Below are 15,457 nucleotides of genomic sequence, written 5' to 3' on the forward strand. Positions count from 1 at the left end.
TGGCGGGCATCACGGGCATCAGGGCGCCCCCCAGTGGTCCTTAGCGAGGGTAATGAGTTACGCTAAAGAACATGCCGGACCTTACCCATGGCGACGATGCTGCCGCCGTGAACTCCCTGCGATCCGCCGTGATGCGGCTGTCCCGTCGGCTCAAGCACCAGCGGGTCGACGAGTCGCTGAGCCCGACCGAGATGTCGGTGCTCGGCACGCTGTCCCTGTGCGGCAGTGCCACCCCGGGTGAGCTCGCCCGCAAGGAGCATGTGCAGCCGCCCTCGATGACCCGGATCGTCGCACTGCTGGAGGCCAAGGGACTGGTCCGGCTGGAGCCTCACCCGGAGGACCGGCGCCAGAAGGTCGTCACGAAGACCGAGCAGGCCGAGGCCATGCTCGAGGAGAGCCGCCGCAAGCGGAACGCTTTCCTGGCCACCCTGGTCGACGGCCTCGACGAGGACGAGTGGGCCACGCTGCGCGCCGCCGCCCCCGTGCTGGAGAAGCTCGCACACCTGTAGGCAGTCCACGAGGAGGCGAACCCTTTTGAGTACGGGACCCGGAGCAGATTCCGCCCCCGCACCGACCACCCACGACTCCCGGTCCACCCCCGAGAAGACCCCGCCCCCCGGCACCCGGGCCAAGTCCTCGATGTTCAGCTCCCTGAAGGTCAGGAACTACCGCCTGTTCTTCGCCGGCCAGGTCGTCTCCAACATCGGCACCTGGATGCAGCGCATCGCCCAGGACTGGCTGGTGCTCAGCCTCACCGGCTCCGCCACCGCCGTCGGCGTCACGACGGCCCTGCAGTTCCTGCCGATGCTGCTCTTCGGCCTCTACGGCGGCGTCCTCGTCGACCGTCTCCCCAAGCGCCGCACGCTGCTCGTCACCCAGACGTCGATGGCCGTCACCGGCGTCGCGCTCGCGCTGCTCACCCTCTCCGGGCACGTCGAGGTCTGGCACGTCTACGTCGCCGCCTTCGCCGTCGGCCTCGCGACCGTCGTCGACAACCCGGCCCGCCAGTCCTTCGTCTCCGAGATGGTCGGCCCGGACCAGCTGCAGAACGCGGTCAGTCTCAACTCCGCCAACTTCCAGTCGGCCCGCCTCGTCGGCCCCGCCGTCGCCGGGCTGATGATCACCGGCGTGGGCACGGGCTGGGCGTTCCTCTTCAACGGCCTGTCCTTCGTCGCGCCCATCGCCGGTCTGCTGCTGATGCGGGCGCGTGAGCTGCACGTCGTCCAGCGGGCGCCGCGCGGCAAGGGCCAGCTGCGGGAAGGGCTCCAGTACGTCGCCGGGCGCCCGGATCTGATCTGGCCGATCGTCCTGGTCGGTTTCATAGGGACCTTCGGCTTCAACTTCCCCGTCTACCTCTCGGCCTTCGCCGACGACGTCTTCCACGCGGGCGCCGGCTCCTACAGCCTCTTCAACACGCTGATGGCGGTCGGCTCGCTGGTCGGCGCACTGCTGGCGGCCCGGCGCGGCACCGCCCGGATGCGCGTGCTGATCGCGGCGGCGGTGGCCTTCGGCCTGGTGGAGCTGGTGGCGGCGGCAGCCCCGTCCCTGTGGCTGTTCGCCCTGCTCATGGCGCCGATCGGCATGTTCGGCATGACGGTCAACGTCACCGCGAACACCAGCATCCAGATGGGCACCGACCCGGCCATGCGCGGCCGTGTCATGGCCCTCTACATGATGGTCTTCCTGGGCGGCTCCCCGGTGGGCGCGCCGATCGCGGGCTGGATCACGGACGCGTACGGCGTCCGGGCCGGCCTCGCCGTGGGCGGCGCGGTCTCCGCCGCCGCGGCCGTCACCATCGGCCTGTTCCTGGCCCGGGTCGGCGGCCTGCGGCTGTCGGTGGGCTGGCGGCACGGGCATCCGACGGTGCGGTTCGTGCCGCGGGAGCGGCGCGAGGAACTGACGGCGGCGGCTTGACCGGCGGCCCTCAGTCGCGGGGGAACTCGTCGGTGGTGAGGGTGAGACCGAGGGTGGTGGTCAGGTCGACGTCCGCCCCGAAGGCGACGGACAGTTCGCTGAGGTACTCGCCGTCCTTGGGCTGGGTGTAGAGGTGGCACTTGCCCTGGTAGGGGTCGGCGATGAGGTAGACGGGGACCTCGGCGACGGCGTAGGCGGTCTTCTTGGGGCCGTAGTCGTTCTGGGCCGTGCCCTTCGAGATGACCTCGGCGACGAACTCGACGTCCTCGCAGCTCCACAGTCCCTTGGGGCTCTTCTCGGCGTCCTCGCTGACGAGGGTGACATCGGTGGCGAAGCCGTTGAGGTGGCCCGGGTAGTCGATGCGTACGTCCGACTTCACGCGCTTGCGCGGGTACTTGGTGCGCAGCTGTTCGTAGATGTCGGCGATGATCTCCCAGTGCGTGTCCCGCTGCGGCGACATGAAGATGGCCCCCTCGACGATCTCGACCTTGTATCCCTCGGGGGTGGTCCGCTCGAGCGACTCGAACAGCTCGTCCAGAGTCAGCTCGCCGTCTTCCTCGGCCATCTCGATCCTGTCTTCAAGGACGGTCATCGTGGCGCTCCTCCCCGGCTGCCCTGGGGACGAGTGCAGCCGCGCAGTACAACGATACGCACGGTGACCAGGACACGCCCGGCCCCGAGTGATGGCGGGCACACTGAGCCCATGAGACTCTTTGCCGCCGTCGTGCCCCCCGAGGACGTCACCCGTGAACTCGGCGCCGAGATCGCCGCGTTGCGGAAGCTGCCCGGTGCGGAGGGGCTGCGCTGGACCGGCCGCCCCGGCTGGCACTTCACGCTCGCCTTCTACGGCGAGGTCGACGAGGAGGTCGTACCGGAGCTGTCGGCGCGGCTGGAGCGGGCCGCGCACCGCAGTGCGCCCTTCGAGCTGGCGCTGAGCGGCGGGGGTCAGTTCGGGCACGGGCGGGCGCTGTGGGTCGGGGCGTCGGGCGAGGTGGCGGCGCTGCGGCTGCTGGCCGACCGGACGGAGGCGGCGGCGCGCAAGGCCGGCCTGGACATGGGCGAGCACCGCCGCTACAAGGCCCACCTGACGGTGGCCCGCAGCCGGGACGCCGTGGACGTCCGGCCGTACGTCGAGGCGCTGGACGCCTTCGCCGGCCGTACATGGACGGTGGACGAGCTGGTGCTGGTGCGCAGCAACCTGCCGAAGTCCGGGGTGCCGGGGGAGCAGCCGCGTTATGAGGCGGTCGCCCGTTGGGCGCTCGGCGGGGCCGGTTAGGCTCGAAGCGTGGACCCGAAGACCCGGAACCGGATCATGGCCGGTGTGCTCGTGCTGTTGTTCATCGTCGTGGCGGTGGCGGCGGCGCTTTAGCTCCGCTGGTGGAGCGGCGAGGCTGGGGGACTGCGCGTCGCCGGTCGGCTGCAGGCCGTCCGTGGCGTGTCGCGCCCCGGCGGCGGAGCCGCATATCGAATGCGGCCCCGCGCCCCTCAAGGGGGTGTTGTCCTCGCCGTGTCACCAGGCCGTGTCACCAGGCGAACGCCTCCGGAGCGGGACCCGGGCCCGGGAAGATCTCGTCGAGGCCGGCCAGCAGCTCCTCGCTCAGCTCCAGCTCGACCGCGCGCAGGGCGGAGTCGAGCTGTCCGGCGGTGCGCGGGCCGACGATCGGGCCGGTCACCCCGGGCCGGGTGAGCAGCCAGGCCAGCGCGACCTCGCCGGGCTCCAGGCCGTGCTTGTCGAGGAGGTCCTCGTAGGACTGGATCTGCGCGCGGACGCTGCTGTCGGCCAGGGAGTCCGCGGCCCGGCCGGAGGCGCGGCGGCCGCCCTCGACCTCCTTCTTGATGACCCCGCCGAGCAGCCCGCCGTGCAGCGGCGACCAGGGGATCACGCCGAGCCCGTACTCCTGCGCGGCCGGGATGACCTCCATCTCGGCGCGACGCTCGGCCAGGTTGTACAGGCACTGCTCGCTGACGAGGCCGATCGTGCCACCGCGCCGGGCGGCGATCTCGTTGGCCTGGGCGATCTTGTAGCCGGGGAAGTTGGAGGAGCCGGCGTAAAGAATCTTGCCTTGCTGGACGAGGACGTCCACCGCCTGCCAGATCTCCTCGAACGGGGTGCTGCGGTCGATGTGGTGGAACTGGTAGAGGTCGATGTGGTCGGTCTGCAGCCGCTTCAGCGACGCGTCGACCGCACGCCGGATGTTCAGCGCGGACAGCTTGTCGTGGTTGGGCCAGGCGTCGCCGTCGGCGGCCATGTTCCCGTACACCTTGGTGGCGAGGACCACCTTGTCGCGGCGCTCGCCGCCCTTCGCGAACCAGTTGCCGATGATCGTCTCGGTACGGCCCTTGTTCTCGCCCCAGCCGTACACGTTCGCGGTGTCGAAGAAGTTGATGCCCGCGTCCAGCGCCGCGTCCATGATCGCGTGACTGTCCGCTTCGTCCGTCTGCGGGCCGAAGTTCATGGTCCCGAGGACCAGCCGGCTGACCTTGAGTCCGGTGCGTCCGAGCTGCGTGTACTTCATGGGATCCCAGCCAACGCCTTCGAGTCCGCTCAAGGCAAGGAGGTCGGTCGGCGGTGCCCGCGGGGACGACCCAGGCTGTCGGCCGGCCGGTGACGGAGGCGATCATGTCGTAGTCGCCGTCGTAGTGCAGGACCACGGCGCCGTGTCGCTCGGCCGTCGCCGCGATGATCAGGTCGGAGACGGAGAGAGCCTTCCAGTTGCCCGTGCCGATGAGGAGGGTCTGGACTTCCACCTGCCGCCGGCGGGACGATCACCGCGTACCAGCGGCGCCAGGCGGACGCCCTCAACGACGACTGGAGGGAGCGCTGCCGTGCCGGTTCCTGAGGAGGCGCACGCGCTGGTGACGCTCGTCCGCGGCACCCTCGGCGACGCCGTCCTCGGCGTCTACCTCCACGGCTCGGCCGTTCTCGGCGGACTCCGGCCGCACAGCGACCTGGACCTGCTCGTCGTGGCCCGGCAGTCGCTGACGGAGCAGCAGAGAAGAGCGCTGCTCGCCGCGTTGCTACCCCTCTCCGGCCGCGACGGCCACCGCCCCGTCGAGCTGATCGTCGTCGTACAGTCGGAGATCCGCCCCTGGCGGTACCCGCCCACCTGCGACTTCCTCTACGGCGACTGGCTGCGCGGCGACTTCGACCGGGGCGTCCTCCCGAGCCCCGCCCCCAGCCCCGACCTCGCCCCGCTCCTCACCATGACCCTGCTCGGCGACACGCCCCTGTACGGGCCCCCGCCCGCCGAGGTCCTCGACCCCGTGCCGTACGAGGACCTGGTGCGCGGAATCACCGCGGGCGTAGCGGAGTTGATGGGCGACCTGGAGAGCGACACGCGCAACGTGCTGCTGACGCTGGCCCGGATCTGGACCACCCTCGCCACCGGGACCGTACGGTCCAAGGACGCGGCCGCCGCATGGGTGCTCGCGCGGTTGCCGCAGGCACACCGGCCCGTGCTGGAGCGGGCCCGGGCCGGGTATACGGGGGAGACGGAGGAGGGCTGGGACGACCTGAGGGGACGGGTGCGGCCGGCCGCCGAGTTCCTGGTGCGGGCCGTCACGGAGGCGCGGACAGCCTCGGACGGTCCGGCTCAGGAAGGCTCGGACGGTCCGGCTCAGGAGGGCTCGTACGGTCCGCCCAGAGCCCAGCCCTGATGCATCGCCTCCGCGAAGGCGGCCGCCAGCTTGTGCTCGCCGTGCGCGTTCGGGTGGGTGCCGTCGTAGGTGTCGCTGTCGATGTCGTACGACTCCGGGACCGAGGCGAGCAGGACGGGGGAGGACGGTTCGTCGAGGTCGGCGGCGGCCTTGGCCAGGAGTTCGTTGAAGCGGGTGACCTGGGCGGCGAAGGACTCGTCGTACGCGGCGCGGACGTTGGGGATGACGGGGAGGAGGACCAAGCTCACCCGGGGGTTCGCCGTGCGGGCCTCGGCGACGAAGGCGCGGACGTTCTCCGCCGTCTGCTCGGCGTTCGTGTAGAAGCCCAGGTCGATCAGGCCCAGGGAGACCAGCAGGACGTCCGCCCGCTGGGTCCGCACCGCCTCGCCGATCAGCGGGGCCATGTGCAGCCAGCCCTCGCCCCAGCCGGCCAGATGGCGGCGGGGGAAGTCGGGGTCGGCGTACGCGTACGACGTCGGGGCGTCCGCCGCCTTGTCGTACAGCGTGTCGCGGGGGCCGACGAGCGTGAACGGGCCGCCGTACGTGGCGCACAGGTGGCGCCACATGCGGTACCGCCATGTGTGCTCACCGGCGCTGCCGATCGTCATCGAGTCGCCGACGGGCATCAACCTAAGCATCCGCTCATCATGATGGATCACGGTGACGCGTGGGGTGGCCTGGGATGTGAGGCCCGCCACGACCCCGGAAAGGGCGGGCGGGGTGGCAGGCTTGGGGCATGCGCCGACCGTTCGCCCTCCTTGCCGGGGCCCTGCTCATGGCCGCCCTCGCGGCGCCCGCCGCCGCCGCCGACGGCGACAAGAGCTTCACGATCGAGGACCCCCGCATCACCGAGTCCAGTGGCCTGGCCGCCTCCCGCCAGCACCCCGGCATCTACTGGACGCACAACGACCAGGACGAGGGCGCCTACCTCTACGCGGTGGACAGCGCCACCGGAAAGACCGTCGCGACGATCACCATGACCGGCGTGGGCACCCCGCGCGACATCGAGGCGGTCTCCATGGGGCCGGACAACCAGCTCTACGTCGGTGACATCGGCGACAACGACGGCGTCGTGTGGGACCACGTGTGGATCTACCGGCTGCCCGAGCCGAAGCAGCTCGAGGACCAGACGATCCGCGCCACGCAGTACGTCGTGAAGTACCAGGACGGCCCCCGCGACGCCGAGTCGCTCGTCGTGCACCCGAAGACCGGACGCGTCTACATCATCGACAAGCAGGAGGACGGCGGGCACCTCTACGAGCAGCCGGCCCGCCTCTCCGCCTCCGGCACGAACGTCTTCAAGCCCGTCGCCCCCATCGACCTGTGGGCCACCGACGCCGCCTTCTCCCCGGACGGGCGACGCCTCGCCGTCCGCGGCTACTTCGGCGGCATCCTCTACGACTGGAACGACGGCACACCCAAGCGGCTGGAGCGGCTCGACGTGCCGTTGCAGCAGCAGGGGGAGTCCGCCACGTACTCGGCCGACGGCTCGAAGCTGATGTACGGCACCGAGGGCGTCGGCAGCGGCGTGCAGGCGGAGGACGCGCCCGGGGCGGCCGAGGCGGGCGCCAAGTCGCCGTCCGGCAGCGGGAGTTCGTCGGCCTCGGACGAGGGTGACGGCGGCGGCGAGGGAGTGAGCGGGAACGTACGGACGGGCGCCGTCGTCCTGGCCGTCGTGTGCGCCGCCCTGTTCGGAGTGCGGCGGCTGCGGCGGAGGAGCTGAAGGACCGAGGGACTGAGGGACTGAGGCGGCCTACTCGGCGGCGCCCTTCCGCTGCTCGACGAGCACCTCCAGCCCGTCCAGGATCCGCTGGAGACCGAAGTCGAAGTGGTCGAAGGAGGGGATGAAGGTGTCCTCGGAGAGGGCGGCCATGACGGGGTAGCGCCCGGAGGCCATGATCTGCTCCAGTATCGGCGCCTGGGCCGCCCAGAACTGCGCGTCCGTCATGCCTGACTTGCGCTCCGCCTCCTCCTGGTACACCTGCGTGCGCGCGGCGCCGACGACGTACCCGTCGATCATGATGATCGCCGACACCAGCTCCGGGTCGGACAGACCCATGGGCTTGATGCGGGTGAGCACCTTCTCCATGCCGTCCAGGGCGCTCGGGCCGAGGATCGGGCGGGACTGGTTGACCTGGAGCAGCCACGGGTGGCGGCGGTAGAGGGCGAGGGTGGCGCGGGCCATGGCCTCCAGGGCGGAGCGCCAGCCGCCGTCGCCGAGGTCGTCCTGGCCGGGGCGCTGCACGCGGTCCAGCATGAGGTCGAGCAGCTCGGCCTTGCCGGGGACGTACCGGTAGAGGGACATCGCGCCCGTCCCCAGTTCGGCGGCGATCCGGCGCATCGAGACCGCGTCGAGCCCGTCCCGGTCGGCGATCTCGACGGCGGTCTCCACGATCTGCTCCAGCGTCAGGCCCGGCTTGGGCCCGCGGCTCGGGCGCTTGCCGGTGTCCCACAGCAGCTCGAGGGTCCGGACGATGTCGCCGCTGCCGCTGGTGTCCGTGCTGCTCGTCATGGGTGCAGCTTAGTTCCGTGGCGAAAAACTGAGTACGGTGTACGCGTAATCGGGTACGGTGTACTCAGTTATCGGAAGTGCTGTGACCAAAAGACCTGCGACCGGAAGCTCTGTTACCGGAAGGGCTACTCATGACCGACGGATACGCCGTGCGCGCTGAGGGACTGGAGAAGCGGTACGGCGAGAAACGCGCCCTCGACGGCTTCGACCTGGCCGTCCGCGAGGGCACCGTGCACGGCCTGCTCGGGCCGAACGGCGCCGGCAAGACAACCGCCGTACGCATCCTGTCCACGCTCATCCGGCTGGACGGCGGCCGGGCGACCGTGGCCGGCCTGGACGTGGCCGGGCAGCCGCGCGAGGTACGGGCCCGGATCGGGCTCACCGGCCAGTACGCGGCCGTGGACGAGGTGCTCACCGGCCGGCAGAACCTGGAGATGTTCGGCCGGCTGTTCCACCTGGGCGGCAGGCAGGCGAAGCTCCGGGCCGCCGAGCTGCTGGAGCAGTTCGACCTGACCGACGCCGCCGACCGGGGCGTCGGAAAGTACAGCGGCGGCATGCGGCGCCGGCTCGACCTCGCCGCGTCGATGATCCTCGCCCCCGCCGTCCTGTTCCTCGACGAGCCGACGACGGGACTGGACCCCCGCAGCCGGGGCGAGGTCTGGGAGTCCGTACGGGCGTTGGTCGCGAGCGGTACGACGGTCCTGCTGACCACGCAGTACCTGGAGGAGGCCGACAAGCTGGCCTCGCGGATCACCGTCATCGACCAGGGGCGGGCCATCGCCGACGACACCCCGGACGGGCTGAAGAACCGCATCGGTGGCGACCGGATCGAGGTCGTGGTCGCCGAGCGGTCCGAGATCCCGCGCGTGGTGAAGGTCGTCGCCCGCGTCTCGGACGGCGAACCCGAGGCGGAGGAGGCCGAGTTGCGCGTGCACGCGCCGGTGGCCGACCGGGTCTCCGCTCTGACGGAGGTGGCGCGGACGCTGCAGGACGAGGGCGTCCGGGTCGAGGACATCGGACTGCGCAGGCCGAGCCTCGACGACGTGTTCCTGCGCCTGACGGGACACCGGACGGACGCCTCGCAAAGGGCTTCGGAAGGGGTTTCACAAGGGACATCCCCTGGGACTTCGCAAGGGGCTTCGCGAGGGAAGGAGACGGTCGCATGAGCGCCGTGGATCTGACGGGCCCGGCCGCGCACGGCCGCACGTACTGGCTGTTCGCCGACGTCTGGAACATCGTCCGCCGCGGCCTGACCCACTACCAGCGCCAACCCGTCAACATCGCCTGGCAGCTGGGCTTCCCCATCCTCTCCGTGCTGCTGTACGGCTATGTCTTCGGCAGCGCGATGAAGGTGCCCGGCGGCGGGGACTACAAGGACTTCCTGATGCCGGGGATGTTCGTGATGACGATGGCGTTCGGCTTCATCAACACCGCCACGCTCGTCGTGTACGACTCCACCAAGGGGGTCATCGACCGGTTCCGTTCCATGCCGATGGCCTCGTCCGCGGTGGTCGCGGGGCGCGGGGTGACCGATCTGATCGCGGCCTGCGCGGAGTTGGCCATCATGATGCTGACGGCCTTCGCGATGGGCTGGCGCCCGGACGCCGGCCTCGGCTTCCTCGCCGCCTTCGGCCTGCTGCTGTGGCTGCGGTTCGCGCTGATCTGGATCGGCGTGTGGCTGGGCCTGCTGGTCCCCAACCCGGAGGCGGCGGGCGGGCTGTTCGCGGTGGCGTTCCCCCTGACGATGATCTCCAGCATCTTCGTCGCGCCCCAGCTGATGCCCGACTGGCTGGGCGCCGTGGCCGCCTGGAACCCCATCTCCTCGACGGCCGCGGCCACCCGTGAGCTGTTCGGGACGCCGGTCGGGGGCGGCGACTCGTGGGTCGAGGAGCATGCGCTGCTGATGGCGGGCGTGTGGCCGGTGGTGCTGACAGTGATCTTCCTGCCGTTGGCGGTGCGGAGGTTCCAGAAGCTGAGCCGGTGAGGTGTCCGTCGCGATGGGGACTGAAGGCGTCGGACGGGGTTGAGGGCGTCACCCGTCCGCCCCGTCCCGCGCCCCGTCCTGCGCGACAGTCGCCGGCCGTAGCGGCCAGGCTCGGACTGTCCCGCGGAACGGGGCGGCCGGGGCCTGCGCGCTGCCGTGCCGCCAGGGCGACGGGGCTCGCGTGCTGCCGCACGCCGCCACCTGTCTTGACGCGACCATGGCATGTCAGTTTCCTGGTGGTGCGCGGCGTGTGGGAGCGCTCCCATATGTTCCGGGCCCGCGCCTTCCCCCGAGAGGAAGCACGACATGTTCCCCATCTTGCGCAGAGCGCTGTGTGCCGTCGTCGCGGCCCTGCTGTTACCGCTGGCGGCGGGCGCGCAGACCGCCCACGCGGCCGAGGCCGAGACCAGGACCGGGGCCCGCCTGGCCGACGCCGGAGCCGGCTACTGGCACACCAGCGGCCGCCAGATCCTGGACGCGTCCGGCCAGTCGGTCCGCATCGCCGGCATCAACTGGTTCGGCTTCGAGACCGCCAACCACGTGGTCCACGGCCTCTGGTCCCGCGACTACAAGAGCATGATCGACCAGATGAAGTCGCTGGGCTACAACACCATCCGCCTCCCCTTCAGCGACGACATCCTCAAGCCCGGCACCATGCCCGACAGCCTCAACTTCTCCGACGGCAAGAACGCGGACCTGCGGGGCCTGACGTCCTTGCAGGTCCTGGACAAGATCGTGGGGTACGCCGGTCAGACCGGCCTGAAGGTCGTTCTCGACCGCCACCGCCCGGACGCCGCGGGCCAGTCGGCGCTCTGGTACACCTCGGCGGTCCCCGAGTCGACGTGGATCACGAACCTGAAGGCGCTGGCGACCCGTTACAAGGGCAACCCCACCGTCGTGGGCATCGACCTCCACAACGAGCCCCACGACCCCGCCTGCTGGGGCTGCGGCGACACGACGAGGGACTGGCGCCTGGCCGCCGAACGGGCCGGCAACGCGGTCCTCTCCGTCAACCCGGAGCTCCTGATCTTCGCGGAGGGCGTGCAGAGCTTCGACGGCGTCTCCGGCTGGTGGGGAGGCAACCTGATGGGCGTCGCCCAGTACCCGGTCCGCCTCGACGTCGCGGGCCGGCTGGTGTACTCCGCCCACGACTACGCAACGAGCGTGGCCCAGCAGAGCTGGTTCAACGACCCCTCCTTCCCCGCGAACATGCCCGGCATCTGGGACAAGTACTGGGGCTACATCTTCAAGCAGAACATCGCCCCGGTCTGGCTCGGCGAGTTCGGTACGACGCTCCAGTCGACGATCGACCAGAAGTGGCTGGCGGCGTTGGTCACCTACCTGCGCTCGACGTCGACGTACGGCTCCGACTCCTTCCACTGGACCTTCTGGTCCTGGAACCCCAACTCCGGTGACACAGGCGGGATCCTGAAGGACGACTGGACGACCGTGGACACGGTGAAGGACGGGTATCTGGCGAGCATCAAGGCGCCGGGGTTCCCGCCGGGCAGCGGGAGCGGCGACCCGGGCGACCCCGGCGACCCCGGCGGCCCCGGTGACCCCGGCGCGGCCGCCTGCACCGCCGCCTACACCGTCAGCAGCGACTGGGGGAGCGGCTTCAACGCCGAGGTGAAGGTGACCAACGCGGGCGCAGCCGCGATCAAGTCCTGGAAAGTGACGTGGACGTGGCCCGGCGCCCAGAAGGTCACCAACATGTGGAACGCGTCCCATACGCAGAGCGGGGCCACGGTGACGGCGGTGAACGCCGCTCACAACGGGGCTGTGCCGGTGGGCGGTTCGGCGAGTTTCGGGTTCGGTGGGGCGCCCGGGGGTGGGGGTGTGCCGAGTGTGAGTTGTACGGCGACGTGAGCCGGACGGGGCGTACGAGCTGCGGTGCCGTATGAGCTGCGGTTCCGTGTGACGGGAGGGCGCCCGGTGGTGGTCGCCGGGCGCCCTGCCGGACGGGTCGCAAGAATCAGCGGCGGACCCCGTTCGGGTGTACGCCGGCAGCCCTTCTGAGGGGACGCGTGGGCCATCCGGGCGGACGCGCTGCCTGGGCCATGCCGAACTGAGTCCGGCGTCGTTGTGACACGACGCCGGAGAGCTCGACACGCCGCGTTCGTTCGGGAGGAACAAGGTGCGCACGCACAGGATCAGGATGGCCACACTGGTGGCCCTGGCCGTTGGTGGCCTGGCGTCCGCCAACTGCGGGCTCGCCCTTGCCGACGACCCCGGCGCGGCCGCCACGGGCGGCTCCAGCACCGCAGGTGATCTGTTCCAGCAGAACACCGCCCAGGAGAGCAAGCAGAACAACAACTGCTCACATGAGAATTCTTCCGGGCTGCCAGAGCTGACGGACAGCAGAAGAGACGTGCGCTGCGTGACCGACGACGCGTCTTGGAACAAGCACGACCTCGTCGAGGATGGTGGGGCGCGCGCCGAGGGCGGCTCCAGCACCGCCGACGTCGTCCAGCAGAACACGGCGCAGGAGGGTCGGCAGAACAACAACTGCGCCAACCCCAACTCTTCCCCCGTCACCGCGGGTGGTGGTCAGCAGGAGAGCGGGTGTGTGAACAGGGACGTCTCCCGTAACAAGCACACCGTGGTCAAGGGTGGTGGGGCGCGCGCCGAGGGCGGCTCCGCCACGGGCGGCGTGATCCAGCAGAACACGGCGCAGGAGGGTCGGCAGAACAACAACTGCGCCAACCCCAACTCTTCCCCCGTCACCGCGGGTGGTGGTCAGCAGGAGAGCGGGTGTGTGAACAGGGACGTCTCCCGTAACAAGCACACCGTGGTCAAGGGTGGTGGGGCGCGCGCCGAGGGCGGCTCCGCGACCGGCGGCGTGATCCAGCAGAACACGGCGCAGGAAGGTCGGCAGAACAACAACTGCGCCAACCCCAACGCCTCCGGCGTTGCCGCGCGTGAGGGTGGGCGGCAGGAGAGCGGGTGCGTGAACAAGGACGTCTCCCGCAACAAGCACACCGTGGTCAAGGGCGGTGGGGCGCGCGCTGAAGGCGGCTCCGGCACGGTCGCTGCAGTCCAGCAGAACACGGCGCAGGAGGGTCGGCAGCACAACAACTGTGCCAACCCCAACGACTCACTCATCACCGCGCGTGAGGGTGGGCGGCAGGAGAGCGGGTGTGTGAACAAGGACGTCTCCCGCAACAAGCACACCGTGGTCAAGGGCGGCGGCGCCCGCGCCGAAGGCGGCTCCGGCACGGTCGCTGCGGTCCAGCAGAACACGGCGCAGGAGGGGCGGCAGAACAACAACTGCGCCAACCCCAACAGCTCCCGAGTCGACGCCATCGAGGGTGGGCGGCAGGAGAGCGGGTGTGTGAACAAGGACGTCTCCCGCAACAAGCACACCGTGGTCAAGGGCGGTGGGGCGCGCGCCGAAGGCGGCTCCGCGACCGGCGGCACCCTGGTCCAGCAGAACACGGCGCAGGAGGGTCGGCAGAACAACAACTGCGCCAACCCCAACGGCTCCGGCGTCATTGCGAGCGGTCAGCAGGAGAGCGGGTGTGTGAACAGGGACGTCTCCCGCAACAAGCACACCGTGGTCAAGGGCGGCGGCGCGCGCGCCGAAGGCGGCTCCACCGGCGCCGGCGACGTGTTCCAGCAGAACACCGCCCAGTCGGGTCGGCAGAACAACAACTGCGCCAACCCCAACACCTCCGACGTCACCGCGGGCGGTGGTGGGCGGCAGGAGAGCGGGTGTGTGAACAAGGACGTCTCCCGCAACAAGCACACCGTGGTCAGGGGCGGTGGGGCGCGCGCTGAAGGCGGCTCCGCGACCGGCGGCACCCTGGTCCAGCAGAACACGGCGCAGGAGGGTCGGCAGAACAACAACTGCGCGAACCCCAACGGCTCCACGATCACCAGCACCGGCAGCCGGGCGGAGACCCGGTGCAAGACGATCGACCACTCCAAGAACATCGGCACTGCAGAGATCAGCGACGGCGCCGAGGCAAAGGGCGGCTCGAGCGCGCTGAGCCTGATTCAGCAGAACACCGCCCAGGAGGGGCGGCAGAACAACAACTGCGGCAACCCCAACAACCTGACCGTCACCGCCACCGGCAGCGGCACGCAGGCGCAGTGCGTGGCCGTCGACCGCTCCACCAACATCGGCTCCGTCCACCACTAGACGCCGCCCCACCTCGGCGACCATCGGGCCAACGACGTTGTCCCGCGAAGCGGCTGGGCTGCATCACGCTTGTCTATCCGCGCTCTGAACGTGGCTAGGCAGTGCCGCCTGAGGGTTTTTCGGGTTTCGTGTGGAGGATCTCGCGGGCCTGCTCCGCGGCGCGGGCTGTGCTTTCGGTGACGAAGTCGAGGAAGCGGGCGATGTTCTCCAGCCGGCCGCCGGCCGGGGTGCCGGAGCCGAGGACGCCCACGCCCTGCCGCGCGATCCCGACGATCTGGGCGACGGACCGGGCGCTGGCCATCATCGACTGGTACATGATGTCGTCGTCGACGACATAGCGCTCGCGGCGGCGTTCGTCGCGTTCCCGGCGGACCATGCCCTGGCCCTCGAGGTATGTGATCGCCTTGGAGATGGAGGCCGGGCTGACCTGGAGGTGCTGGGCGAGCTCGGAAGCGGTGAGGCTGCCGGAGTCGGTGGTGAGGAGGCAGGTCAGCACTCGGGACATCATCGTGGGCATGCCCGAAGCCATCATGACGGTGGTGAACACCTCCTGGTACTCGCGCACGGCCTCGGCGTCGCGCCCGTGTGCCTGGGGGAGCGCCTCCGCTCCCCGGGGTGTGGCCTGCCTGCGCCGGTGGGTGCGGCGTTCGGTGGCGCGGTGGGCCAGGTCGGCGCGGTAGGCGGTCGGGCCGCCGTTGCGCATCACCTCACGCGTGATCGTCGAGGTCGGACGGTCGAGACGTCTGGCGATCTCCGCGTAGGCGAGGCCGTCGGCCAACCCCAGCGCGATCTGCTGGCGTTCCTGCTGGGTGAGCCTGCCTCCCGGCATCGCGATCTCCTTCGTGCTCCTTGTTGCTCCTCGGTGCCACAAGGATAGCGTTCACTCTCAAACCATTGCAACGAGCAGATGGCTGTTGTTGCATTAAATTCGAGACCATTGCAACGATTTTATCGTCTCTACCTGCAACAATGCTGATTCTTCGCAACGAACTTGTTGCCAGGTCTTTGAATGCAACGTAGCTTTTCCATCGTCAGAAACAAGGAACCGAAGGAGAGCACGATGCACACGTTCGCCACCCCCGCCCCGATCGCCGCCGTCCTCGACATCCAGGCCGGGCGGGTGCAGGTCATCGCCGCCGACCGGGCCGACACCGCGGTCGAGGTCCGGCCCACGGACCCCTCCAAGGGCCGGGATGTGAAGCTGGCCGAGCAGACCACGGTCGACTACGCCGACGGCGTCCTGCGG

Annotated in this window: 14 protein-coding genes and 2 pseudogenes; 10 read left to right on the forward strand and 6 right to left on the reverse strand. The window is 70.1% G+C overall.

Features of this window, described 5'->3' with window-relative positions; genetic code table 11:
* Window positions 1–71 precede the first annotated feature (71 nt).
* Both IE263_RS36060 and IE263_RS36065 read left to right on the forward strand, forming a co-directional pair.
* Complete coding sequence (locus tag IE263_RS36060; protein ID WP_189942267.1) at window positions 72–509, forward strand: MarR family winged helix-turn-helix transcriptional regulator; 438 nt, start codon at window positions 72–74, stop codon at window positions 507–509.
* Between the two features lie 25 nt (window positions 510–534).
* Complete coding sequence (locus tag IE263_RS36065; RefSeq protein ID WP_189942268.1) at window positions 535–1,914, forward strand: MFS transporter; 1,380 nt, start codon at window positions 535–537, stop codon at window positions 1,912–1,914.
* A gap of 10 nt (window positions 1,915–1,924) precedes the next feature.
* Here the strand turns inward: IE263_RS36065 and IE263_RS36070 are convergent, their stop codons facing one another.
* A complete protein-coding gene (locus IE263_RS36070; RefSeq protein ID WP_189942269.1) occupies window positions 1,925–2,506 on the reverse strand; it encodes a Uma2 family endonuclease in 582 nt (193 codons plus the stop codon).
* Window positions 2,507–2,617: 111 nt separating this feature from the next.
* Here IE263_RS36070 and thpR point away from each other — a divergent pair, with 111 nt between their 5' ends.
* Window positions 2,618–3,190, forward strand: a complete 573-nt coding sequence (thpR, locus tag IE263_RS36075) for an RNA 2',3'-cyclic phosphodiesterase (RefSeq protein ID WP_189942270.1) — start codon at window positions 2,618–2,620, stop codon at window positions 3,188–3,190.
* Window positions 3,191–3,437: 247 nt separating this feature from the next.
* On the opposite strand, the gene IE263_RS36080 is transcribed toward thpR, so the two are convergent.
* A complete protein-coding gene (locus IE263_RS36080) occupies window positions 3,438–4,430 on the reverse strand; it encodes an aldo/keto reductase (RefSeq protein ID WP_189942271.1) in 993 nt (330 codons plus the stop codon).
* A gap of 46 nt (window positions 4,431–4,476) precedes the next feature.
* Window positions 4,477–4,668, reverse strand: a pseudogene (locus tag IE263_RS49010) (PIN domain-containing protein); the annotation flags it as partial.
* Between the two features lie 72 nt (window positions 4,669–4,740).
* On the opposite strand from IE263_RS49010, the gene IE263_RS36085 reads away from it, so the two are divergent.
* The gene (locus IE263_RS36085; protein ID WP_189942272.1) at window positions 4,741–5,571 is read left to right on the forward strand and encodes an aminoglycoside adenylyltransferase family protein; all 831 of its coding nucleotides are present in this window, start codon (window positions 4,741–4,743) and stop codon (window positions 5,569–5,571) included.
* Here IE263_RS36085 and IE263_RS36090 read toward each other — a convergent pair.
* Window positions 5,532–6,209 (reverse strand): SGNH/GDSL hydrolase family protein, encoded by a 678-nt coding sequence (locus IE263_RS36090; protein ID WP_189942273.1) that lies wholly within the window; start codon window positions 6,207–6,209, stop codon window positions 5,532–5,534. The two genes, IE263_RS36085 and IE263_RS36090, sit on opposite strands and share 40 nt — an antisense overlap.
* Window positions 6,210–6,307: 98 nt before the next feature.
* Between IE263_RS36090 and IE263_RS36095 the strand changes: the two genes are divergently transcribed.
* Complete coding sequence (locus IE263_RS36095; protein ID WP_189942274.1) at window positions 6,308–7,294, forward strand: WD40 repeat domain-containing protein; 987 nt, start codon at window positions 6,308–6,310, stop codon at window positions 7,292–7,294.
* A gap of 30 nt (window positions 7,295–7,324) precedes the next feature.
* Here the strand turns inward: IE263_RS36095 and IE263_RS36100 are convergent, their stop codons facing one another.
* Window positions 7,325–8,083 carry a TetR/AcrR family transcriptional regulator gene (locus IE263_RS36100; RefSeq protein WP_189942275.1) on the reverse strand — a complete coding sequence of 253 codons (759 nt, stop codon included), beginning with the start codon at window positions 8,081–8,083 and terminating at the stop codon, window positions 7,325–7,327.
* A 131-nt stretch (window positions 8,084–8,214) separates the two neighbouring features.
* Here IE263_RS36100 and IE263_RS36105 point away from each other — a divergent pair, with 131 nt between their 5' ends.
* The 4 genes from IE263_RS36105 to IE263_RS36120 all read left to right on the forward strand — a co-directional run bounded on the left by IE263_RS36105 (window position 8,215) and on the right by IE263_RS36120 (window position 14,211).
* Window positions 8,215–9,249, forward strand: a complete 1,035-nt coding sequence (locus IE263_RS36105) for an ATP-binding cassette domain-containing protein (RefSeq protein WP_189942276.1) — start codon at window positions 8,215–8,217, stop codon at window positions 9,247–9,249.
* The gene (locus IE263_RS36110; RefSeq protein ID WP_189942277.1) at window positions 9,246–10,067 is read left to right on the forward strand and encodes an ABC transporter permease; all 822 of its coding nucleotides are present in this window, start codon (window positions 9,246–9,248) and stop codon (window positions 10,065–10,067) included. The genes IE263_RS36105 and IE263_RS36110 overlap by 4 nt, the downstream gene beginning before the upstream one ends.
* A gap of 306 nt (window positions 10,068–10,373) precedes the next feature.
* On the forward strand, window positions 10,374–11,936 hold the full coding sequence (locus IE263_RS36115) for a cellulase family glycosylhydrolase (RefSeq protein WP_189942278.1): 1,563 nt from the start codon (window positions 10,374–10,376) through the stop codon (window positions 11,934–11,936).
* 289 nt (window positions 11,937–12,225) lie between these two features.
* A complete protein-coding gene (locus IE263_RS36120; RefSeq protein WP_189942279.1) occupies window positions 12,226–14,211 on the forward strand; it encodes a hypothetical protein in 1,986 nt (661 codons plus the stop codon).
* Window positions 14,212–14,305: 94 nt separating this feature from the next.
* Here the strand turns inward: IE263_RS36120 and IE263_RS36125 are convergent, their stop codons facing one another.
* On the reverse strand, window positions 14,306–15,040 hold the full coding sequence (locus tag IE263_RS36125; RefSeq protein ID WP_189942280.1) for a helix-turn-helix domain-containing protein: 735 nt from the start codon (window positions 15,038–15,040) through the stop codon (window positions 14,306–14,308).
* 231 nt (window positions 15,041–15,271) lie between these two features.
* On the opposite strand from IE263_RS36125, the pseudogene IE263_RS36130 reads away from it, so the two are divergent.
* A pseudogene (locus tag IE263_RS36130) lies at window positions 15,272–15,457 on the forward strand (DUF4097 family beta strand repeat-containing protein); the annotation flags it as partial.

The sequence above is a fragment of the Streptomyces aurantiogriseus genome, assembly GCF_014649375.1.
Taxonomy (GTDB): Bacteria; Actinomycetota; Actinomycetes; order Streptomycetales; family Streptomycetaceae; genus Streptomyces; species Streptomyces aurantiogriseus.